The organism is Adlercreutzia murintestinalis (genome assembly GCF_943192905.1).
GTDB lineage: Bacteria > Actinomycetota > Coriobacteriia > Coriobacteriales > Eggerthellaceae > Adlercreutzia_A > Adlercreutzia_A murintestinalis.
The window spans coordinates 55,818-77,515 of sequence record NZ_CALPCC010000001.1; the positions used below are offsets into that span (position 1 = coordinate 55,818).

Here is a 21,698-nt window from a genome sequence, read left to right on the forward strand (position 1 = left end):
CATGAACGAAGGTTGCGAAGGCGCCGTGATCCCGCGCCGTGTGGTCATCACCGGCATGGGGGCCATCTCACCGGCTGGCATGGGGGCCGACACGCTCTTCGATGCGGCCGTTGCGGGCACGACGGCCATCAGCAAGCTGGAAGGCGATGTGGCCGAGTCGGTCAACGTGAACGTGGCCGGTCTGATCCACGATTTCGAGCCCACCGAACATCGCATGACCAAGAAGCAGGCCCGTCGGTGGGAGCGCTTCGTGCAATACGCGGTGGTGGCAGCCGACGAGGCCATGCAGCAGGCGGGCTTGGTACGCGAGAGCGACGAGCGCGACGATACGCCCTTCGCCTTGGCCGATGGCATTGACCCGCACACGTTCGCCGTGGTCTACGGCAGCGGCATCGGCGGCATGGACATCTTCCAGGCCGAAGCGGTGAAGCTGCACGAGAAGGGCGGCAAGCGCGTCAGTCCGCTGTTCATTCCCACCATGATCAGCAACATAGCGGCGGGCGAACTGGCCATTCGCTATGGGCTGCAAGGCGAATGCACCAACTGCGTGGTGGCCTGCGCCACCGGCACGCAGTGCATCGGCGATGCGTACCGGCTCATCCGCTTCGGGCTGGCCGATCGGGTGCTGGCCGGGGGCTCGGAAGAGAGCATCAGCGACGTGTCCATCGCCGGGTTCGCCAATTTGGGCGCCCTGACTCACGAAGCGGACCCGCAACGCGCCAGCCGCCCGTTCGACGCGAACCGGTCGGGTTTCGTGGCGGGCGAAGGCGCCGGAGCGCTGGTGCTCGAGAGCCTGGATGCGGCGCTCGAGCGCGGGGCGACCATTCTGGCGGAGGTCGTGGGCTTCGGTGCCACGGGCGACGCCCACCATATCACCGCGCCCGATCCCTCGGGTGAGGGCGTGGCGCGCGCGATGAGGCAAGCGCTCGCCGACGGGGGTTTCACGCCGGACGAGGTGGGCCATCTGAACGCGCACGGCACGTCCACCGGCCTCAACGATGCTACCGAAGCCACCGCGCTCGCGCTGCTGATGGGCACCGATGCGCCGCAAACGCCGGTAACCAGCACCAAGGGCATCACCGGCCACATGCTGGGCGCGGCAGGCGCCATCGAGGCCATCGTGTGCGCAAAATCGGTGGCGAACGACCTCGTGCCGCCCACAGCCGGTTTTGAAGAGGCCGACCCCGCGTGCCCGGTGGTGGTGCTCACGGAGGCGCGACGCGACTACCCGCAGAAGGTGGCGCTGTCCAACAGCATCGGCTTTGGCGGCCACAACACCACGCTGGCGCTGGCCCCCTACAAGGAGTGAACATGGCGAAGAGAGATTTCCCCTGTGACCGCGAGGGCGTGATGCAGCTGCTGCCGCACCGCGACCCCTTCCTCTGGGTCGACCGCATTCTGGAATGCGAACCGGGCGAGCGCATCGTGGCCGAGCTTGACGTACGGGCTGACCTGCCTCTGTTCGCAGGGCATTTCCCCTCGCGGCCCGTGTTTCCCGGTGTGTTGATCATGGAGGCGCTCGCGCAGGCGGCGTGCTGCTGCCTGATGGCCGCCCAAGATGAGACCGTGAACCTGGGGTATTTGGCTGGCATCGACAAGGCTCGCTTCCGCGAAACCGTGCTGCCAGGCGATACCATCCAGCTTGAAGCGCATATCGTGCAGGCTAGCAGCAAGTTCTGCAAAGCCGAGGTGCGCGCGCGCAAGGGCGAGAAGCTGGTAGCCGAAGCGGTGCAACGCTATTTCTTCGCGCCTGCGCAATGATGCTTTCGGCGTACACGCCCGCCGATGTGGCCGCGTACGCCAACACCCGCCGACGTTCGCGCTTCACGTAAGACATCCCGAGCATGAAAGAGACGCAGATCAGCCATGGATCCTGAACGCTACTATAAATACACCGACCTGGGAACGGTCGACCACCCCGCAGGCACAGCCCCCGTGCACGAGGCGCCCGCCGAGGCTGACGATGCAGCGCCGGGAGTGGTGTACCTGCTCGATCAGCTGAGCCAAAAGCGCCCCGGTCCGGTGCTGGTGGCAGGCTTTGGCACCCCGCTCAAGAATGCCGTGCGGGCGGCGGACGGGTTCGGCGTGAAGCCCCTCTACACCACGGGCACCGACGACAAGCTGCGCGCATTCAGCTTCGGGAGCACCGCGCAGGTGGCCTCGCTCGGCCCGAAGTTCGACGAGCGCCTGTTCTCCAACGAGTACGCCATTCTTGAAGCCGCAGCTTCGGTGGCGGCGCGCACCCTGCTCTGGGCGCAGAAGCAGCCGCCCAGCGAGCTGCTGCGCCAGGAAGCAGCGCGGCGCGACCTGTTGCTGATGGTGCCCAGCGGCATCGATCGCACTTTGCTCACCTGGAACGGCGCAACCCCCGACGAGCCGGGCCAGCCGGTTGAATGGCGACGCTGCGCCCATTGTGGGCTGACGCACAACTATGCCCAGGTGCGCGCGCAGGGCTGGAAGTGCCCCAGCTGCGGCAGGCTGTATCGCATGGACTCCAACGAGCGCATCTGCGTGACGCTGGATGCGGACAGCTTCCAGGAGATGGATGCCTGCGTGGCCGAGATCGACCCGCTGGGCTTCCCCGAGTTCGAGCAGATCATCGGTCGCGCGCAGGAGCGCAGCGGCCTTGAGGAAGGCGTGCGCACCGGCGTTGGCCGCATCGGCGGCATTCCGGTAGCCATCGGCATCATGGAAACAGCCTTCATGATGGGCAGCATGGGTCATGTGGTGGGCGAGAAGCTGACGCGGCTGATCGAGCGCGCCACCGCCGACGAGCTGCCTGTGATGATCTTTTGCGCATCGGGCGGCGCGCGCATGCAAGAGGGTCTGGTGTCGCTCATGCAGATGGCGAAGGTCTCTGCGGCGGTGGAGGCTCACGGTCGTGCCGGGCAGTTGTTCGTGTCGATCATCACCGATCCCACGACCGGAGGCGTGACCGCCTCGTTCGCCACGCTTGGCGATGTGATCTTGGCTGAACCGCAAGCGCTGCTGGGCTTCGCCGGGCGCCGCGTCATCCAAGACACCATTCGCCAGACGCTGCCCGAGGGGTTCCAGAGCGCTGAATTCGCGCTCGAACATGGGCTGATCGATGCCATCGTGGAGCGCGACCAGATGCGCGCCACATTGGAGAGCATCTTGAGCTTGCACGGCTACAAAGCGGTCGGCCAGGGCGCCGATCGAGCGACTCGCGAAGCGACCGACGCTGATGCGACCAACACTGATGCACCTGATGCTAGCGCGCCCGGCACCACCACACCTGAAACCGAAACGCCGGGCACCCTGCGAGCGCTGATGAGCGGCCTGAGCGGTCTGGCAGACCTGGTGGGCACCGCCGTCAGCGAACAAACATCCCGCGCAGGCATGTGGTGGGCGCTGCGCAACAAGGGCGTGGCCGACGCGCCCCGCCTGCGCCCTGCTACCAGCAGCATTCAGATACCACGCCCGGGCACGAAGGACGAGCCGGTCAACCACGCTTGGGAAAGCGTGCAGTTGGCGCGCAATGCCAAGCGGCCCACCTCGCTGTTCTACATCGACCAGCTGGTAGACGGGTTCATAGAGCTGCACGGCGACCGCATGTTCGGCGACGATGGCGCCATCGTGGGTGGCATCGGGCGCATCGACGGCCGCCCGGTGACCATCGTGGCACAGGAGAAGGGCGCCGACCTGAAACAGCGCGTAGCCCGCAACTTCGGTTGTCCGCAGCCCGAAGGATACCGTAAAGCCCAGCGTCTCATGATGCAAGCCGAGAAGTTCGGGCGTCCCATCGTGTGCCTGGTTGACACCCAAGGCGCCTTCTGCGGGCGCGAGGCGGAAGAGCGCGGCATCGGCAACGCCATCGGCGAGAGCTTGGCGCTCATGGCGGGGCTGACCGTTCCGGTGGTCACCGTGGTGCTGGGCGAGGGCGGTAGCGGCGGCGCGCTGGCGCTCGCCGTAGCGAACCGCGTAGCCATGCAAGAGCATGCCGTCTACAGCGTGCTGTCGCCGGAAGGCTTCGCCAGCATCCTATGGAAGGATGGCAGCCGCGCACCGGAAGCCGCCGAGGTCATGAAGCTCTCTGCGGCCGATGCGCTCGAAATGGGGATCATTGAGGACGTGGTGCCCGAAGGCGCCGCCCCCGCGCACGAAAACCCCGACCAAGCGGCTGCGGCGGTGTGGCTGTATGTCACCACCGCCTTAGACGAGCTGGCCGAGAAATCGCCCGAAGAGTTGCGCAATCAGCGCTACAGCCGATTCAGGGCGTTCTAGGGAACATACGACAGGAAAGCCAAAACCGCAAGAAAGCCCCGGGGTCATCGAAGCGCGATTCTGCAGCGCTAGAAAAATGTGGTACACCTTGTCGCATTTTTCGACGCGCGAAGCCGAGCGCGAGATGGCCCGGGGGCTTCCGAGCGAACCTTCCCTAAACGCTTCCGTGGCGCACCGCGTTGTCGGGATGGATCGTCATGGATTGGAACCGATTGGCCATGTATTCATCATCGAAATAGTCCGCATAGAACTGTTGGATGGGCGTCACCACCGGATCGCCCGACAAGCGCTCGTACCAACAATCCAGCGCTTCCAGCGTCATGATGGCATCCACCAGCATGAACACGGTTGCCACCGTGGTCACCACATAGCGCCAGTTCCACGGAATCAAGTTCACGATGCGCAGCAGCAGCGGCAGCAGCAGCTTGATCCATACCACGCCCAGCGCGCCCCACGCCGCCATGGCAAGCCCGCACGTGCGGCCACCGATGGAGAGGAACTGCCCCGTATAATCCCAGGCCACCGCACCGAAGGTGTATTGCATCCACCAGCTGACGAAGTACTCGAACGCGCCACCGATGACCGCCGAGCACAGGAAGATGAGTAGGATGTTGCGCTTGTACAGGCGGTTCAACAGCAACGTCATCAGCACCGCACCAATACCGTAAATGGGGCTGAACGGCCCGAACAGCAGCCCCGCGCGGTCCTGCCATTCGCCGGGCACCACCACGAAGTAATGATAGAGCGTCTCCATGCCATCGCCCAGCATGCACACCACGAAGAAGATCCAGAACAGATTGAAGAAGTTCAGGTCAATGTAGCCCTTCCCGGACACATCACGCCCGAGCGTGCCGTCCTCCTGCTCCTGGCGCAATTCGCTCTCGTGCAGCTTGCGTTGCAGGCGCCGCTCGTCGCGCAGACCTGGGTCCAAATACACCTGGAAGGCCACCAAAATGCCCGCAGCCACGCCGTACAAGATCAGATAGGCGCTGACGCCATACAGCATGATCGAGCAACTAGCGCCCACCAGCAACGTGATGTACAGCGCATAGATCACCAGCGCTGCGAACCGTCGTCGATTGCGCAAGATGCCAATGCCGAACGCCAAGAACCCAAGCGCAACCAAGATCAGGTCGGCCATGAACACGAATGTGACCACGATGCTAGACAGACCCATCTGATCCATGCGCCCCGACTGGAAAGCCTGAACGGTGCCCACCAGATCCCATACCAGGTTGCCCATGCCATACAGCGCGCCCAAGATGCAGAGCACGCCGAATATTTTCATGGCAAGGGGCAGCTTCTTGCTATCCACTGGCGCGCTGACCATACGGCGCCACCAACTGCCATCGTACGCTTCGCGAATGTCCTCACGAAGGCCGTGCAACTCGGCGCCGAAATCGGCTCCCGTGGACAAGGTCTGCCCCTTGCGCGGGTGCCGGTCGTCTTTACGTTCTCGTCGGTCGTCTTTATGCTCTGTCATGAATGCTCCTTGGGAAAGGGCGCTCAGGTCCCTGCCTCATCTTCAAAGCGCACCTTGCAGGCAGCGCTTCGATCCGTTCCGTTTGTCATGCCGCTCTCATGCGTGCGTTTTGTCCTGCCCTGCATAGGCTATCGCAAGGAACCGTTCTGCGGTCAACTCCGTAAACGAAGCGACGAACAGATCGGAGGTCTCTTTGAGCTGCTCGGGCGTGCCCGCGATGTCGTTGTCAAAAACGCTCATTGTACGATAGCCTGCCGCGCGCAACGTGCGAAGCGCATACGCCGCATCCTCAACGCCCCACGTGACCGCACGCTCGGTGCCGAGCGCCGCGCGCGCTGTATCATAAACGAGCGGTTCGCGCTTAGACGAGCGCACGTCCTCAACTGACACGATGGCCCGCATATACGGGGCAAGCCCCGCATTGTTCAACCCTTCGCGCAAGAACGCAGCGGGTGTAGACGAAGCCACCGCCATGGGCACACCCGCCTCCGCCAGCCCGCGCACAAACGAAGCAGCCCCCGGTTTCAGAACCACCTCGTCAGCATACCAATGCATGATCTCACCGGCGATCAACTGCTCCACCGCCGCGCCCGATGCGCCGAATCCGTAGCGCTCGTGGATGTAGTCGCCGCACTCCCGCAAGGTTGCCTGCGTGAAATAATCGCGGTCGGCCTGCGTCAGCTGCACCCCTGCGCGTTCGGCGATGCGGTCGTCCAGCGAATGCCACATGCCCATGCTGTCCAGCAACGTGCCGTCGCAATCGAAGATGACGCCTATGTCCGAGCGAGTTTCCATGACCTGCCATTATAGCGATAGCAAGAGAGGGAAACGTCCCGTAATTCCTTACAACGCTCGAAGAAGCGTGTCGATGATGCCCTGCTGTGTCCGCACTCTCATCGCATGTCGTACAGGTACGCGCAAACTCTTCGCGTCAATCGCGTTTCTAGATCATCTCTGGCAATAACCGACTTTATTGCCAGAGATAGCTATTTGAGAGTCCTGCTCAGATGATGAAACCCTAGAGATCCTTCGCGTAGAGGTCCTCGTAGGTCTCGCGGCGCGTGGTCACGCGAGCCTGCCCGTCGCGCACGAACACCACGCCCGGGCGCGGCTGGCCGTTGTAGTTGCTGGCCATGGTGTAGCAGTACGCGCCGGTGCCGAACACGCACACGATATCGCCCAGGTCGGCCTGCTGCAGCGGCATATCGATGACCACCGCGTCGCCGCTTTCGCAATGCTTGCCGCACAGCGTGACGATCTCGGTGCGCGGCTGGTCGGCCTTGTTGGCGATGGTGGGCTCGTAGTCGGCATGGTAGAGCGCCGTGCGGATGTTGTCGGACATGCCGCCGTCCACCGCCACATACTTGCGAATGCCAGGCAGCGTCTTCAAGATGCCCACCGTGTACAGCGTGACGCCCGCGTTTGCCACCAGGCTGCGGCCAGGCTCCACCAGCAGGCGCGGCAGCGGCAGGTCGTGGCGGGCGCAAGCCTCGCGCACGGCTGTGCAGGTGACCTCGGCGAACTCTTCGATGCTGGGCGGTTGGTCGTCAGCGGCATACGCGATGCCCAGGCCGCCCCCCAGGTCAAGCTCGGTGATGGTGTGGCCGTAGCCGTCGCGCACGCGCGCCATGAAGTCGATCATGACGTCGGCCGCCTCGCGGAACGAGTGCAGCGCGAAGATCTGACTGCCAATATGGCAGTGCAGCCCCACCAGACGCACATGCGGGGTCTCAAGCGCCGTGCCCACGCACGTATAGGCGAAATCGTTCAGCATGGTGAAGCCGAACTTGGAGTCTTCGCAGCCGGTCTTGATGTACTCATGCGTGTCCGCCTCCACGCCCGGCGTGATGCGCATGTAGATGTCCTGCGTGATGCCCAGGCGCCCGGCGATCTCGCTGACGCGCGCCAGCTCGATGCGGCTGTCCACCACGATGCGGCCCACGCCCGCGCGCATGGCCTCTTCCAGCTCGGCTGGCGTTTTGTTGTTGCCGTGCACGAACACGCGCTCAGCCGGGAAACCGGTTGCCAGCGCCCGCGCCAGTTCGCCGCCGCCGGACACGTCCAGGCACAGGCCCTCTTCGTCCACGATGCGCACCATGGCCTTGTTGATGAACGCCTTGCTGGCGAAGATGATGTCGCTTTGCGAGTAGCGGGCGGCGAACGCCTCGCGGTATTCGCTCATGCGGGCACGCACGTCGGCCTCGTCGAACACGTAGAGCGCTGTGCCCTGCTCGCGCGCCAGCTCCACCATATCGACGCCGCCGATGAACAGGTGGCCGTCGCGCACTTCGGCGGTGCGCGGCAGCACCGCACCCAGCTCCATGGTGGTGCGCATATCGGGCTGCTTGGACAGGTCAGAGGCAGGTAATGACATATTTTCTCCTTGCGATGATCGTATCGGACGATTCTACCAAAAGCCGCCACCGGCCATGTTTCCATCGTGCTACAAAGCACAGGGAAGGCACGTGACCATCCGCGCTGGTAATGCCGGTACTGCCGGTAACAGATCCATGCCGCGCGTTGCTTCATCCATTATGCATGCATTTCGCATGCTATACTGGAACCACGAGAAAGGATCATCATGCCAGCACTCCAGGTGAAAGACTGCCCCTCTGCCGTCTACGAGCAGTTGCGAACATGCGCCTCGGAAGAGAATCGCAGCATCTCGCAGCAGGCTCTCACCATCATCGAGGATTTTCTGAGCGCCCGCGAGATCGCCTGCGATGTCCGCCCGCACCAGCCCGCTCCACGTCAGCATTCGCGCTATGCCGCTTCGCACGACGATATCAACTATGCGGAAAAACGCCAGGCAACGTTTCGTCGCCTCGATACGCTTCCTCCCTTTCCGCTGTCGGAGGATGCGCCGTCCGCCGTTGAACTGTTGGCGCGCATACGAGCCGAGGAAGCCCGATGATCGTCCTGGATGCATGCACGGTTGTGGAAATGGTGCGGCAAACATCAGAAGGCCGCGCGTTGCGTGCGCTTTTGCTGAGCAACGAAAAGGTCATCAGCTGCGATCTTGTCAGAGCCGAAGTTGCCAGCGTGTTCCGGAAACTCGCCCGCGCGGAAGGTTTGACGCCGGAGCAGGCCGAGCAGTACCTCTCTGCATCCATGTTCCTGATCGACGAGTTCTATCCTCTTGACGATCTGCAAGCCGAAGCCCTCCGGGAAAGCGTTCGGCTGGACCATTCTACCTACGACCTGTTCTACTTCGTGCTGGCTCGCCGCACCGGGGCCACGCTGTTCACGCTGGATCGCAAGCTCATGCGTCTCTGCCAAGAGCATGGGGTTGACTGCCTTTCCGAAACGGCGCTTTGAGCCCTCCCTCGGCATTTCTGATCATCTTGGACGATATTTATTCTCAATCAAATACAATTACGGTATGATGAACAGCGAAAAAGAGCTGCTCGGCAAACCGTGCAGACGAAGCGCGCAAACCGCTCGAACTAGATACGCAAGCCACGCGAACCGCGAAGCGACCCGCATCGATCGTCTCCGCGAACCGCGAGATAGGAGAACAACATGGCCACGCAAGAACCCTCGATGGATCAATGGCTCGCAGAAGCCAAAGCAACCCCCGAGGCAGCGCAATGCGGCATGTTCCTGACGCACAACGGCGTGGTGCGCGTGACACCGAAGGCGCAGGTCCGCGAAGGCGTTGAGGGCCTGGGTGACGTGGCGCAGGTTGAGTTCAGCTACGACGCGGCGGGCGTTGACGCCGCGGTGGCCGACGCGCTCACCTGGCCCGGCGTGCACTACGTGCGCGTGTGGTTGAATGAAGGCGCCCTGAACGTGGGCGATAGCATCATGTACGTGCTGATCGGCGCGGACATTCGCCCCAACTGCATCGACGCGCTCCAGAAGCTGGTCGGCAAGATCAAGAACGATCTGGTGGTGGAAAAAGAGATCTACGCCTAAACGTCCTGCGTACCGCGTAGATCCCCTCTTTTCCCACAGTACTACTCTTCTGTGCGGGTCCTGCGCTTCCACGCAGGCCGCATGCTTTCGCGCAGACCCTACTCTTCCACGCGGATCAGCGACGGGCGCCCGCTCACGGTGTTCGGCAGCGCGCAAATTTCGTCGATAGCGTCGCGAATATCCTGCTCGCACGCGATGTGCGTCACATACACCAAGCTCACGCAGCCATCTTCGCCCGCGCCCCGCTGGATCATGGAATGCACGCTGACGCCATGATTGGCGAACACGCCTGCCATAGCCGCCAGCACGCCCGGTCGGTCGGCCGCGCAGAAGCGAATGTAGTACTTCATGGACAGGCTGGTGATGGGGCAGATGGGCAACTCGTCGGTGCAGGTGCAACCCACGATGGGCGCCACGCCCTGCGTCACGTGCCGCGCCACCTCCAGCACATCGCCCATGACCGCACTAGCCGCCGCACCGGCACCGGCGCCTTCGCCGAAGAACATGGTCTCGCCCACGAAGTCGCCCTCCACGTAGATGGCGTTGAACACCCCGTTCACCTTCGCCAGCTGGTGGTCCACCGGAATCATGGTGGGGTGCACGCGCACGTCGATGCCGGTAGGCGTGCGATGCCCGATGGCCAGCAGCTTCACGGCGTAGCCCATCTCGGCGGCCGCTTCCAGATCGGTGGGCGTGACCGACGTGATGCCGTCGGTGAACACGTCGTCCATGACCACGCGCGAATTGAACGCGATGCTGCTGAGGATGGCGATCTTGGCGGCAGCGTCGAAGCCGTCCACATCGGCTGACGGGTCGGCCTCCGCGAAGCCGGCCGCCTGCGCCTCGGCGAGCGCCTGGTCGTAGCTCATGCCCTCTTCGGCCATCTTCGTGAGCATATAGTTGGTAGTGCCGTTCACGATGCCCTTCACCGACAGGATCTCGTTAGCGATCAGCGAATGCTTGAGCGGCCCGATGATGGGAATGCCGCCGCCCACGCTGGCGCCGAACATGAGCTCTACGCCTGCCGCATCGGCCGCATCCATGACCTCTTGGCCGTGCGTGGCCATGAGGGCCTTATTGGCGGTGACCACGTTCTTGCCCGCCGCAAGCGCGTCGAGCACCACGCTGCGCGCCACGGTGGTGCCGCCGATCAGCTCGATGACTATGTCGATGTCCGGATCGTTCACGATGTCGTGGTAGTCGGTGGTGAAGAGGTGCCCCACGCCGTGCGCCTCGGCCTCGGCGGAGGTCAGCGAGCACACGCGTGCCAGCTCTACATCAACGCCCAGGTGGCGCTCGAAATCCTCGCGATGCTTTTGCACGATATCGATGCAGCCGCCACCGACGGTGCCCGTGCCGACAAGCCCAAGCTTTATGGTCATGTGATTCTCCTTAGAATGCGTTTGGAAGATTCTATCACGCCGGGCAGTGAAACCATTTTGGGCGATACGTGACGATCACAGGGAAAACGCGGGTGTGCGCGTGTGGGTCGGGATAGGTGTGAGGCACATGTGGGACAGTTGTGTGTGCATGCCGAAGGGGCGCCCTCTGCATATGCAAAGGGCGCCCCGGAGGACGCCCCTTTTCCCGATGCAACGCAGCTTCTGCTACGCCGTCCCTTGGTTATGCGACACCTGGTGGTCGGTGAGGTTAATCATCTATCGCTGCATGTGCCGCAGCGGCATCCTTGCGCCGACCGCGCGAACGGCTCCATACGAGCACTGCCACACCGAGCGCACCGCACGCCACGGCAAGCAGGCCGGTCGCCATCGGCATGCCGTTGTCCCCGGTGGTAGCTAGGCTGGTCAGCGTGCGCAACAGGCGACTTCCCGCGCTTCCTTGGGGATCTCCCGCTGCAGGCAAGGTTGCCTTGAACTCAACGTGCAATGTCACCTTCGCATCCTTCACGCATACCTCAGAAGGCACGGTATAGGTGCGAGAGGTGTAGTCGCTCTTCTGGCCGTTAAGCGTCACGCTTGCCACCTGATAGCCCGCATCAGGGGTGAAGGTGAACTGAGCAGTCTCGCCTACCTGGTAGTTCTCCTTCGCAGCGCTGATGGCGCCGCCTTTGCCTGCAGTTGCCTCCACGAAGTAGTGCGCTTGCGCTTGGCTCTTCTTCTGAACCGTGGCGAGCACGCTGCCGGGCCCGTAGGCGTAGAAGGTGTTGGGCGCATCCGCAGCCACCTCTTCCGCCCGATCGCGCGGCGTGACGGTCACGTATCCCGTATCATCCGGTGAGATGCTCACCAGTTCGTACTGGGCATTCAAGAGCTCGGCCTTCACTTGCAGCGCACCGCCATAGGCCAGATCAAGCTGTCCATCAACAGTGGTCTTGCCGTCTGCCAAGCGCGTAGCCGTCATCTTCAACACGCTGGCATCCACCGGCACGCGCTGACCGGATTCATCTATCTCAACCGCGCGCACCAGCACGCGATTCGTGAACGCACCACCCTGGCCCGTGAAGATGACGATGGGCTGATCGATGAACCATGTGCCATCTTCGCGTTGTTCGGCCTTGAGCGTGAGTTCGTAGTGCCCCGGTGCTGGCGCATCCACCCACACGAAGCTCTCGCCTGGACGCAGCGCACCGCTCTCCTTCATCTTCTGCGCCACCTTGGCTGGGTCTTGCACACCATTCGTGCGCACATCGCTGCCGCTTAGATCGACCGTCATACCGTGGATGGTAACGCTCTCCAGTTCCTCCTGCGTACCGTCTGCACGTGTGCCCGGCGTGATGATGAAGGTCTTCTCGCCATTAGGCGCCACCACATTGGTGCCGTCCCCCGGCACGACCGTACCGTTACCACCCACGGTGGGCGTGCTCGTCACAAGACCAGCAGCCGCATCGGTGTAGAGGTAGTACTCCTTGCGCGTATTAGCAGGGTCGTTCATGCAATCGTCCAGCGTCACGCGCATGGTGAAGCTCTCGCGGATGTTGCCCACCTCAACGTAGCTGTAGGGCTTTTGCACGGTAGGCACACCGTCGATCGACGACACCTGGTTGGTCTGGCTCGATCCTGCCTGCTGCACCGACGAACCGCTCCCCACCTGTGCCGGGCGCATCTGGCCGGTGCTGTAATCGGGCAACCACGGGTTCACCGCAGGGCGCTCAGTACGTCCATCGGCATATTCCAGCACCACGTCAGCCACATAGAAACCGTCCGCTGGCTTGATGAGGAAGAGCTGCGACGCACCCGGTGACAAGCTCAGCGCATGGTTGGGGTCCACCGTGCCGCCATAGATGTTGCCCGATACCTTCACATCCACTTTCACGTTCACGTTGATGCCGTTGTCCGGATCGGACACCGTACCGTCCGCATTCACGAACGTTGCCGCCACCACCGTGTCGGCTTGCACGCCCTTGATGGTGTACAGGTACGACCCATTGGCAAGCTGCACCGCATCGGCGGTCACCGTGCGACCGCCCACGATCAGCGTGCCCAACGTTGCGCCCGCACGCGGCACCAGCGTGATGGTCAGATCGTCGCCCGGCCGCACCAGCGCCGGACTTGCCGGCTGGATGCTGCCCGCGCCCTGCACGTCGTAGGTCACCTGCACCGTGCGACCCGGCTCGGGGATGTTCCCTTCGCCTTCGGCCACCAGACGGAAGCGCACCGCTACATTCAAGGCACCCGAAAGGTCATGCGCGGTGAACTGGTAGTAACCGCCCTCTTGGGTGAACACCACCGGGTCCCCATTAGCGGTGACCGCATCCACCGTGCACCCCTTGAAGGGAACCATGGTGAAGATGACGTCGCTCCCCGCAGGGAACTGTTGGGTGCCGCCCGGCGTGACCGTGCCCAGCATGTTGCCCGAAGCATCAGGCAGCACCGTGGTGGTCACCGTATAGACCGCGCTCGGGTCGGTCTGAGAATACCCTGGCCCGAACTCCACGAGCACCACGGCAGCGTCAACATCGTCGAAGTAGCGCAAGGGCACATCCACCGGCAGCCGCCCTGCATCCGTGCCCAAGCTCGTTTGCCAGAGCACCTGCGACGGATCCGCCGCGCTCACCACGCGCACCGCAGCTATCTGATTGCCGAACGTGGGTGCCAGCGTCAGTGTCTGGTCTGCGCCTTCCTTCACGTGCACCACGCCGCTCAGCGATGCCTGTACGCGCGCGCCATCCACGTCGATCGTGTAGGTCGTGAAACCCTCTTCGCCCGCAGAACCATCCTGCACGAATACCGCACGAACGCTGTGATCTGCCTGGATGTTGCCGAGCGTATAGCAGCCAAGAGCCAAGGCGCTCGCCGGTATATACGTTGTCGTCGTGCCACCTGCGCCCGCACCGGTCGCATTCGCGTCGATCGCCAGATAGCTCAGATGGAAACCCTCGTCAGGCACCGCGCGCAGCGTCAAGGAAGCTCCTGCATTCACCACGGTGTCGCCCGCTGGCACCACCGTACCGCCCGCACTGGCAGACGCGTTCACGGTGTAGCGCGCATACGTGGGCTTGTTGCCGTCGGGGCCACCCTTATCCACCTGCTTGAAGCACACCGAAAGCGACACATCGGCGCGAACGGAGAAGAAGGTGTAGCTTCCCATCGCCGTGTCGATGCGATGCACGAGCGCGCCGCGCCGAATCTCAATGTAGTCGAGCACGTTCACCTTGCCCTCGGGTGCATCCAGATCGGGCAGAAAGCTGAACGTCTGCTGACCGCCATCCACCACTTCGATGTCGCCCACATCTCCGGCACGCACGTTCCCCGGTGTGACCATGCCGTTGCCGCTCACGCTCACATACACGTGGTGCAGCACCGCATCACCGGGCGTCGGGCGCTCTTCGCCTTCGTTACCGCCACCTTCGGTCTGCCGCTTGAACGTGGCACGCACCACATGCGCCGCACTGACCGGAGCGAGCAAATAGGAATCGCCATCAACCTGGTCCATCTGATCGATACCGTCCACCGTCAGGCTCGCCAGCTGATACCCATCATCGGGAATGAGCGCATACATCACGCTGCCGCCCTTGGGCACGCGCGCATCGCCCGCCGGGCTGATGGCGCCGCCGCCACCGCTCACGCTGGCGTTCACCGTGAACATCTCGTCCTCATTGGTACCCGGCGCGTTCGTTTGGGCCGCATACACCACGCGAAGCGTCATATCCGAGGTCACGCCCGCCAGGAGGTAGCTCTGTACGCTCCCAGCCACGCGCGTCGAACCCACATAGACATCGCTCACCACGTATCCGGGCCGCTCGACGAAGTAGAACATCTGAGACGCGCCCTGCGCCACATTCACCACCGACCCGCAATCGTAACCCGGGCTGACGTACCCATAGCCGCTCGCATCATGGGGACCAGCCGACGCGGAGACTCCCGTCGGTCCTTCCGTCACCACCGTGACCGCATGGCTGACCGCCGCGCGCTCGAACGTCGCTTTCAGCGTCACGGTCTTGCCCGCGAAACGGCTGGCGCTATCGGCTGGCAGCCCGAAAGCGTAGCTATACGTGCCCGCGTCCTCGTTCATGGAGAGCACCGGGATGGGCACGCTCCACTGCGGATCAGCGCAGGTCGCCTCAACGCTCACCAAGGCAGCCCCCCGATCGGGCTTGAACGAAATAGTCAGCGCCGAATCGACGAACAGCTCCTGCGCGCCCGCCGGAGACACCGTGCCGCTCCCTTCGGCTTGCACGTCAAGGGTGTAGCGCGCGGTCTCGTGGCTGGGGTCGAAATCGGGGTCCATCTCGAATGTGGCCACCACGCGCGTGTTGGCGTTGATGGTCAGTTTCAGGCGCTTATCCACCACCATGCTGGTCAGATCTTGCGCGGTAACGCCGTCGAAGCTATCAGCCTGCGCGGTCTGCACCGAAACGCTGGCGAGCCGCTGGCCCGCATCGTTCATGAAGGAGAACTCCACCACCTGGCCGTCTTGCGTCTGAGTGGTGCCCGCAGGGGTGATGCTGCCACCCCTACCATTAGCTACTTCGGTCTGCACGTTCCAGCGCACCTTGGGCGATTCGGCCGTTGGCCCGAACTCCACGAGCACCTTGTAGTCGGTATCTGCCGCAGGCGTCAGGCACAACACGCCATCGCTCACATACCGGGTGCCATCAGGCGCGCTCATGTTCGTCACGTCCACCATGCGCCCGCCATCGCCCACGTTCAGCCACACCTTATCCAGCGTATATCCTGTGTCGGGGATCAGCGTGAAGGCCTGTTGCACACCAGGCGCTGCCTGATAGACGCGCTGCCCGTCCACCAAGGTACCCGCGGGCGACACCATGCCGCCATCCGTCGTGGCAATGGCTATCTGCACCGGGTCGGGCAGGGGCGCAGGATCTGGCTGCTGGCCCCCTTCAGAAGCGTCAGCGAACTCCACTGCGATGGTGTACATGCTGGGCTCTCCCAGTTGATTCCACGGGCTTGCCGTAGGATCGAAGATATAGGAAGCCGCCTGCGCGTCGTTCAGTTCCACGCTGCGCAGCAGGCCGTCAGACGACACCGTCACCTTCGACGCGCGCCAGGTCTCTTTACCTGCCACCGTACCAAAGTTCAGCGTCAGCGCACTGCCGCGCGCGAACGTCACGCCGCCTTCGGGATTCACGGTGCCGTTGCCGTCGGTGACCACCGTAGCGTAGACATAGCGCGCCGGATCGGGCATCTGCTCAGGCACGAACACGGGCGTGATGGTGGTGGAAGCAGCGAAGGAGAGCGCGAAACTGCCCTGCGAAGCGCTCGCATCCACACCCAGATCGGTCAGGCTCTTCTTCGTATTGCCGACCCATACGCCGTCGAAACGATACTCATCCTGCACGGTGAAGCGGAAGTTCACCGGCGTGTCATGCGCCACCTCGTAGGGAGGCTGCGCGGTCTCACCAGCGCTGGCGAGCCACACCCGGCCGCCCGCAACCTGCGCCACATCAACGCTGACCGGGCCGCGCTCGAAGGTGGCCACCACCGTCAGATCGCTGGTCACGCTGGTCAGATTCACGTCGTAGCTCTTCTTGCCCGCCGCCTGCGCGGTCAGGTCGGCCAACGCGGCCACGCTGTTCGCGGGCGCCTCGCTCAGCGCGCCAGCGTACACCTTCACGCTTTCGATCACGTGATCGCCATCAGCCCGCACGGCGCTCACGAAGTAGTTACCGTGCGTCACGCCCATATCAGAGCTGCCGCCAACAGTACCGCCCGCGCCAGCCAGGCCGATCACCTGATGACGGATATCCAGCGTAGGCGGCTGGATGCCCGGTTCGTATTCCACCTGCACCAACTGCGCGTCGGTCGTCATGGCGGGAATGGTGAACGTGGTGCCGGTCACGGTCATGAGCGGCGCGTTGTTCAGCGCCGACTGCGTGGCGCCCATGCGCACGCCGCGCACCACGTATCCATCGGCTACCTTCTTGAAATTGATCAGCACGGGGCTGCCCACTTGCACATTGGTGAGCGCAGGCTCCGCCGCCTGAGCCGTTTGCTGGCTGGCTACGCCATCGGCGCCTACCTGCTGATACGTTGCTTCGATGATGCTGTTCGCCACGGGATCATCGAACGCACTAGCCGGGTTCGCGCACACGCCCGTGATGGACATATCCAGCTTCGACGGCTGCCCGCTCGGCACGAACGGAGCGAACTCCACCACCAGCTGCGTGGTGGTGTTCGCTGGTCGCGATTTCAGCGTCAGCGTGTTCCCGTTCAACGTGTAAGCGCTGAACGAGGCGGTGGTGCCATTGATGGTCACCTTCGCGCCATCCAGCACGAAACCGCCCAGCGGGCTCAATTGGAAGGTCGCATCCGTGCCCACCGGGCGCACCAGCGTTCCTGTCGGACTGATGGTACCGTTCACGGCACGTGCCTCCACGGTGTAGCTGCCCGCCGCGGGCACGGCTACCGCGAAGGCACCTAGGGTGCCACCCAGGCCATCGGTCGCGAAATCGAGCGTAGCGCGACCGCTATCGGGCACGGTCAGCGTGGCCGTCAGGGGCGCCCCGTCCGAGCCGGTCGTCTGACTGGTATAGGTATAGGGAGAAGCCGTTTGACCAGGGTCTTTCGTGAACGTGACGCTGTAGGGCTTGCCGCCGACGAGGCTCACGATAGTGAAGCTGTCGGTCCCGAGCAGCTGATCGCGCGTGGCGTCGGTGATCTGCATGTTCACATTGGTGGCCGCGTCGAAGAGCGTGGGGTCGGGAAGCATCGATCCGTTCACGATCTCCATCTGCCATGCCTCGGCGATCTGCTGACCAGCTGCCGCGTTTTCCAGCATGCCCAGCGTGCCCGCTGCCGCGCTGCCGTTTCCGGCCGTGATGTCGGTCACGCTCAGGATGGCCGATGCCGCAAAGGCGCCGTCCACCACCGCTTGCGGCTGCTCAGGCGATGCGGTGTTGTCGATCTGGTCGCGCGTGAACTGCGAATCGCTGATGGGGAACTCGGCGAACGTGACCCCTTGCGCACGCTGGTCGCCGTTGCCGATGAGCGTCATGCTGAACACGTATTTGCCCTCACGCGGCTCATCGCCGAAGATACTGTTCAGCGAACAGTCCACCTCGTAGGTGTGACCGGTCGCGGGAAGCGGGCGCGTGATGCGATAGGCGCTGTTCGTGCGGCCGTTCTTCGTCCAGGTCAGCTCCATCACATAATGGCTGCCGGATACGATCTGACCGTCCACGGTAGCGCCGGTCGGGTACGGGCTGCCGCCCTCGAACTTCGCCCAGAGCCGTCCGCTATCAGTGTCGGCTTGCTTGGACGCCTCCACCGTGATGGTGCCTTGCGGGCCCCGACTGTCGGTCGCCCGGAAACTGGAATAGGTGGAGACAGTGACCACCGTGTTGGCATCGGTGGTGCCCTCAGCGTTCAGCTGACCACCTTGCTCGTCTTCGGTGGGCTGCCAAGCGTCCATGGCATCTTGCGCTTCATCTGCCGTGGTGGCCGCCCACGCCGTCAGCGCGGTAGCCGGACACAGCGAGACTACCATGATCACCGCCATGAATGCGCTGAGCATCCGGCGCAGGCCGAACGCTATACGCACGTTGCCCGCTTTCCGAAGCGCATCTGCATGTACCCTTGATGTCGCGCACGTTCTTGAGCGCGCTTCAAATGTCTTGCGCGTACTGCTTGCTATGCGAGGCGCATCTGCATGCGACTGCGTCGGCTGATCTGCGCTCGTGCGCATGTGTTTCCCGATTTTGCTTCCCATAATCAGCTCTTTTCCCTTTACGCTCTATTCACAACAGCTTTCCCAATGCTGCACGTGAACCATTCTTGGATCCGTTCTTTCGTTCCCGAAACCCTTTGAATGTTTCACGTGAAACATTTCCACTCGCTCTAACAAACACACCCGTGCTTCTCCCTACATGTTTTCGCGAAGCATCACTGTGCGATCTGGCGAAATCACCTGCATTTCCCCCAGAATGTTTCACGTGAAACATTCTTTCGCTCACGCGTTCAACCGTGCCTGCATAAGACTCGCTCCCCCATTGGATGCCCGAGCGCCTTCACCATCAGCTCTTCACCTGCACGGTGATCTTCGCCGCTGCCTGCCCGATCTGCTGCTCGGTATCCGGGTCGTACGCGCTGAACACCGCTGTGCACGGATACGTGCCCGCCGGAAGCGACACATCCAAGCTGTCGCGCTGCACGTGATAATCAGGCTCGATCATGTCGGTGGTGTAGATCACATCTCCCGTGTCGTCTCGCGTGATATTCACCTGCATCAAATACTTGTTGCCCGGCACATTCTCGATGCGCAACTCGCCTTCCGCATCGCCGTTTTCAAACTCCACCACCGAAGCGATAGAGATGTTGAACATGCCCTCTTCCACCTGCCGATCGAGCTCGGCCTGTATTTCTTCGTCGGTCTTGCCCTCGAGCTGACCGCGCGTGCCCTGCCGCGTGCTGGGCGCCTCTTGCATAAGGAAGAAGATAGCCACCGCAAGCGCGATGCAGACGAGTGCCACGATGATGGAGATCACGATGACACGCCTACTGCGCTTCTGCTTCACCTGCACCGGCTGGCTGGTGGCGGGCTGCACATACGCCTGCGGATACGCATACACCGGCTGGCCGTATTGGTTGTAGGCAATCGGCTGGGCCTGGTTCGACTGCGTTTGCTGGCCCTGCGCGTATGGATCGTAGGACTGCGCTTGCCCCGGCTGGCTCTGGTGCGCTCGGCCCGACTGAACATGCTGCGTCTGGTGACCTTGCGGTCCCTGTCCCAGCTGGCCTTGATAAGGCTGCTGCGGTATATACCCCGACGCATACCCCTGACCACCTTCATAAGGGGAAGGCACACGACCTTCGAAGCCGTCAAAGCGGCCATCGGCGCCCGCGAACTGCTGTGCTCGCGGGTCGCCCTGGTAGTACTGATCTTTTTGATGGCCGCTGTTCGTCATGTGCCTTCCTTGATGTTCCGTATCGCGAACGATCACGCCAGCTACGGCGTTTACTCAGCCAGACCCACCGTGTAGATGATGCCAGCCAGGTCGAGGTCAGATGCTTCCTTGGCCAGCACCGAGCTAGATGCCTTCACCGTAATGACGCACTTACGAGCGGCAACGGCATCAGCGCCGGTACCAGGCTTGGTCGCAGTGCCAGGCACGGTCCACTCGATGGTCGCAGTGCCTTCCTGGGTCTTGCCCGAAGAAGCGCTACCACCCTTGGTGAACCACTCGGTGGTGCCAAAAGTGGCCGTGTCGGTGGGCACAAACGACATCATGATGGTGCCCGCAGCCGGATTCACCGGAGCGCTGGACGTGCCGCTCAGGCGCGATGCAGCTGCATCCACTGCAATGTGATCGTCGCTGCCGCCGAAGTTCCAGTCGGCCTTGTTGTCGCCCTCATCCAAAATGCTGTAGGAAGCGGACTTCACTTCGATATCCGGACCGGAGTTATTCTGGATGAAGTAGTTGGTCGGGGTCTTGCCCATGCCGCCAGCACGGTCGAGCACGACCGGCAGCTTAAGCGGCACGGTCACACTCAGCTGAGAGGTGTAGGTAGAGACGTTGACCACCGTAGAGTTGGCGTTGTCGGTGTTGGTCACCGTGCCAGAACCATCGGCAGCAATGCCAGTGAACTCAGTGTCGTCAGTTGCAGAACCGGTGTTAGAACCGGTGGTCTCTGCGAATGCTGGCATAGCACATCCCATGGCCAGCGCGGCGCTTACGGCTACAGCCCCAAACAGTTTGCTTGTCTTCTTCATGGCTTTTTCCTCCTTGTGTTGTTAAGCCATTCCGTCCTTGCTTGTCGGCCCCTCAAACGGCTTTCCCGAAAACCTCAGGGCCTTATGGTCACGCCCATACGGGCGGTGATCCCGTTGTTGTGCGGTAGTGAGCAAGCATGCTTGCTCACCCAGGCTTTCTAGCCCAGCACGTTGATCGTCACCTTGGCAGCCGCCTTGCCCACTTCGTCGTAGGTTGTGCCATCCATGGCCGTGAAGGTGGCGGTTGCGTCATAGGTACCCGGCTCCAAGTCCTTCGCGAGCGCGATGTTCTCGATGAACTGGTTGGGCTTTAAGATGCCACTCTCGTAGAGCACATCGCCGGTAGCATCATCAGTGATGGTCACCTGCATGTTGTAGCGGTTGCCTGGCACGTTCTCAATGAAGGCTGTACCATCAGATGCACCATCATCGAACTGGATGACGCTGGCGATGGAGATGTTGAACATGCCCTCTTCTACCTGGCGGTTGAGCTCAGCTTGCATCTCTTCTTCACTCTTGTAGGGCGCTTGCCCATCGCGAGCTGTTGTGTCCAGCAAACTGTTGCCATTGCAGGCAAACAGCCATACGAGCAGCCACACCGCCAGCGCTGCCACGATCACGCCGATAACCACAATGAGAGTAGTGCGACGGCTTGAAGCGGGTTTTTGGGCAGACGCAGATGCGCCCCCCGCCGTCCCGCTTGTTGCTACCTTGCCAGCAACATTTTTCTGGGAAGCGCCCTGTGCGCCCGAACCTCCGTGAGTCTGCACACCCGTGCGTCCTTGCGTCTGCATGCGACCGCCGGGCTGAACCTGTGTCTGTTGACGCGCAAAGTGCGGCGAACTTTGGGGCTGCTGACTGCCGCCCATGCCCGCGCCCATCCTGTTGTCGTTGTTGTTGGCCATGCGCCTTCCCATTCGTC

14 protein-coding genes are annotated in these 21,698 nt (G+C 62.7%); 6 read left to right on the forward strand and 8 right to left on the reverse strand.

All coding sequences use genetic code 11. From position 1 onward, the window contains the following. The first annotated feature begins 1 nt into the window (after nucleotide 1). From NFR19_RS00250 to NFR19_RS00260, 3 genes are all read left to right on the forward strand, one after another. Nucleotides 2–1,309, forward strand: a complete 1,308-nt coding sequence (locus tag NFR19_RS00250; protein WP_251211821.1) for a beta-ketoacyl-[acyl-carrier-protein] synthase family protein — start codon at nucleotides 2–4, stop codon at nucleotides 1,307–1,309. Between the two features lie 2 nt (nucleotides 1,310–1,311). Beyond that, complete coding sequence (gene fabZ / locus NFR19_RS00255) at nucleotides 1,312–1,761, forward strand: 3-hydroxyacyl-ACP dehydratase FabZ (protein WP_251211766.1); 450 nt, start codon at nucleotides 1,312–1,314, stop codon at nucleotides 1,759–1,761. A gap of 105 nt (nucleotides 1,762–1,866) precedes the next feature. Then, the gene (locus tag NFR19_RS00260) at nucleotides 1,867–4,245 is read left to right on the forward strand and encodes an acetyl-CoA carboxylase carboxyltransferase subunit alpha (protein WP_251211767.1); all 2,379 of its coding nucleotides are present in this window, start codon (nucleotides 1,867–1,869) and stop codon (nucleotides 4,243–4,245) included. 154 nt (nucleotides 4,246–4,399) lie between these two features. On the opposite strand, the gene NFR19_RS00265 is transcribed toward NFR19_RS00260, so the two are convergent. From NFR19_RS00265 to lysA, 3 genes are all read right to left on the reverse strand, one after another. Then, nucleotides 4,400–5,728 (reverse strand): putative ABC transporter permease, encoded by a 1,329-nt coding sequence (locus NFR19_RS00265; RefSeq protein ID WP_251211768.1) that lies wholly within the window; start codon nucleotides 5,726–5,728, stop codon nucleotides 4,400–4,402. Nucleotides 5,729–5,824: 96 nt separating this feature from the next. Beyond that, a complete protein-coding gene (locus tag NFR19_RS00270) occupies nucleotides 5,825–6,523 on the reverse strand; it encodes an HAD family hydrolase (RefSeq protein WP_251211769.1) in 699 nt (232 codons plus the stop codon). A 223-nt stretch (nucleotides 6,524–6,746) separates the two neighbouring features. Further along, nucleotides 6,747–8,102: a diaminopimelate decarboxylase gene (lysA, locus tag NFR19_RS00275; protein ID WP_251211770.1), complete on the reverse strand. Its 1,356-nt coding sequence runs from the start codon at nucleotides 8,100–8,102 to the stop codon at nucleotides 6,747–6,749. Nucleotides 8,103–8,309: 207 nt separating this feature from the next. Between lysA and NFR19_RS00280 the strand changes: the two genes are divergently transcribed. The 3 genes from NFR19_RS00280 (at nucleotide 8,310) to NFR19_RS00290 (ending at nucleotide 9,646) form a co-directional block, all read left to right on the forward strand. Further along, nucleotides 8,310–8,642, forward strand: a complete 333-nt coding sequence (locus NFR19_RS00280; protein ID WP_251211771.1) for a hypothetical protein — start codon at nucleotides 8,310–8,312, stop codon at nucleotides 8,640–8,642. Continuing rightward, complete coding sequence (locus tag NFR19_RS00285; RefSeq protein WP_251211772.1) at nucleotides 8,639–9,046, forward strand: type II toxin-antitoxin system VapC family toxin; 408 nt, start codon at nucleotides 8,639–8,641, stop codon at nucleotides 9,044–9,046. Before NFR19_RS00280 ends, NFR19_RS00285 begins: the two co-directional genes overlap by 4 nt. 204 nt (nucleotides 9,047–9,250) lie before the next feature. Continuing rightward, entirely contained in the window at nucleotides 9,251–9,646 is a 396-nt protein-coding gene (locus NFR19_RS00290) for a molybdenum cofactor biosynthesis protein MoaE (protein WP_251211773.1), read from the forward strand. 98 nt (nucleotides 9,647–9,744) lie between these two features. On the opposite strand, the gene NFR19_RS00295 is transcribed toward NFR19_RS00290, so the two are convergent. From NFR19_RS00295 to NFR19_RS00315, 5 genes are all read right to left on the reverse strand, one after another. Then, the gene (locus NFR19_RS00295) at nucleotides 9,745–11,028 is read right to left on the reverse strand and encodes a homoserine dehydrogenase (RefSeq protein ID WP_251211774.1); all 1,284 of its coding nucleotides are present in this window, start codon (nucleotides 11,026–11,028) and stop codon (nucleotides 9,745–9,747) included. A gap of 268 nt (nucleotides 11,029–11,296) precedes the next feature. After that, nucleotides 11,297–18,607 carry an InlB B-repeat-containing protein gene (locus NFR19_RS00300; RefSeq protein ID WP_251211775.1) on the reverse strand — a complete coding sequence of 2,437 codons (7,311 nt, stop codon included), beginning with the start codon at nucleotides 18,605–18,607 and terminating at the stop codon, nucleotides 11,297–11,299. Between the two features lie 472 nt (nucleotides 18,608–19,079). Next, a complete protein-coding gene (locus NFR19_RS00305) occupies nucleotides 19,080–19,970 on the reverse strand; it encodes a hypothetical protein (protein WP_251211776.1) in 891 nt (296 codons plus the stop codon). Between the two features lie 50 nt (nucleotides 19,971–20,020). Further along, nucleotides 20,021–20,776: a hypothetical protein gene (locus NFR19_RS00310; RefSeq protein ID WP_251211777.1), complete on the reverse strand. Its 756-nt coding sequence runs from the start codon at nucleotides 20,774–20,776 to the stop codon at nucleotides 20,021–20,023. A gap of 158 nt (nucleotides 20,777–20,934) precedes the next feature. Then, entirely contained in the window at nucleotides 20,935–21,693 is a 759-nt protein-coding gene (locus tag NFR19_RS00315; RefSeq protein ID WP_251211778.1) for a DUF3244 domain-containing protein, read from the reverse strand. Between the last annotated feature and the right edge of the window lie 5 nt (nucleotides 21,694–21,698).

Bases quoted from the DNA above. Each gene is read 5' to 3' on its own strand.
- NFR19_RS00250 (WP_251211821.1), top strand. From the start codon at position 2: ATGAACGAAGGTTGCGAAGGCGCCGTGATCCCGCGCCGTGTGGTCATC.
- fabZ (WP_251211766.1), top strand. From the start codon at position 1,312: ATGGCGAAGAGAGATTTCCCCTGTGACCGCGAGGGCGTGATGCAGCTG.
- NFR19_RS00260 (WP_251211767.1), top strand. From the start codon at position 1,867: ATGGATCCTGAACGCTACTATAAATACACCGACCTGGGAACGGTCGAC.
- NFR19_RS00265 (WP_251211768.1), bottom strand. From the start codon at position 5,728: ATGACAGAGCATAAAGACGACCGACGAGAACGTAAAGACGACCGGCAC.
- NFR19_RS00270 (WP_251211769.1), bottom strand. From the start codon at position 6,523: ATGGAAACTCGCTCGGACATAGGCGTCATCTTCGATTGCGACGGCACG.
- lysA (WP_251211770.1), bottom strand. From the start codon at position 8,102: ATGTCATTACCTGCCTCTGACCTGTCCAAGCAGCCCGATATGCGCACC.
- NFR19_RS00280 (WP_251211771.1), top strand. From the start codon at position 8,310: ATGCCAGCACTCCAGGTGAAAGACTGCCCCTCTGCCGTCTACGAGCAG.
- NFR19_RS00285 (WP_251211772.1), top strand. From the start codon at position 8,639: ATGATCGTCCTGGATGCATGCACGGTTGTGGAAATGGTGCGGCAAACA.
- NFR19_RS00290 (WP_251211773.1), top strand. From the start codon at position 9,251: ATGGCCACGCAAGAACCCTCGATGGATCAATGGCTCGCAGAAGCCAAA.
- NFR19_RS00295 (WP_251211774.1), bottom strand. From the start codon at position 11,028: ATGACCATAAAGCTTGGGCTTGTCGGCACGGGCACCGTCGGTGGCGGC.
- NFR19_RS00305 (WP_251211776.1), bottom strand. From the start codon at position 19,970: ATGACGAACAGCGGCCATCAAAAAGATCAGTACTACCAGGGCGACCCG.
- NFR19_RS00310 (WP_251211777.1), bottom strand. From the start codon at position 20,776: ATGAAGAAGACAAGCAAACTGTTTGGGGCTGTAGCCGTAAGCGCCGCG.
- NFR19_RS00315 (WP_251211778.1), bottom strand. From the start codon at position 21,693: ATGGGAAGGCGCATGGCCAACAACAACGACAACAGGATGGGCGCGGGC.